This is a genomic window from Stutzerimonas stutzeri (assembly GCF_000935215.1).
In the GTDB taxonomy this organism is placed as follows: Bacteria; Pseudomonadota; Gammaproteobacteria; order Pseudomonadales; family Pseudomonadaceae; genus Stutzerimonas.
This window is the reverse complement of the sequence record NZ_JXXD01000308.1, coordinates 1-404: the sequence shown is the minus strand read 5'-3', so window position 1 is coordinate 404 and position 404 is coordinate 1. Positions and strand designations below refer to the sequence as shown.

General features: G+C 64.9%; 1 protein-coding gene. It reads left to right on the top strand.

Annotated features, from left to right (window positions below; all coding sequences use genetic code 11):
• Window positions 1–404: solute carrier family 23 protein (locus tag LO50_RS22250; RefSeq protein ID WP_044316399.1), on the top strand; the 404-nt coding region annotated here is incomplete at both ends.

The following is a 404-nucleotide window of genomic DNA, read 5'->3' as shown; positions in this document are numbered from 1 at the left end:
AACGGCGTCATCCAGCTCACCGGCGTCGCCAGCCGCTACGTTGGCTACTACATCGCCGCGGTCCTCGTACTGCTGGGTCTGTTCCCCTTCGTCGGCGGTGTGCTGCAGCTGATGCCCAAGCCGGTGCTCGGCGGCGCCACACTGATCATGTTCGGCACCGTGGCCATCGCCGGCATCAAGATCCTCGCCGAAGCCGGCCTGCATCGCCGCAACATGCTCATCGTGTCGATTTCCCTGGGTCTCGGCCTGGGTGTCGCCGGCGTGCCGGAAGTGCTGAGCGCGATGCCCGAGGTGTTGAAGAACATCTTCGGCTCGCCGATCACCATCGGCGCCTTCAGCGCCATCCTGCTCAACCTGTTCCTGCCGCGCGAACCGAGCGAAGTCGATGTATTCGACCCCGAGGA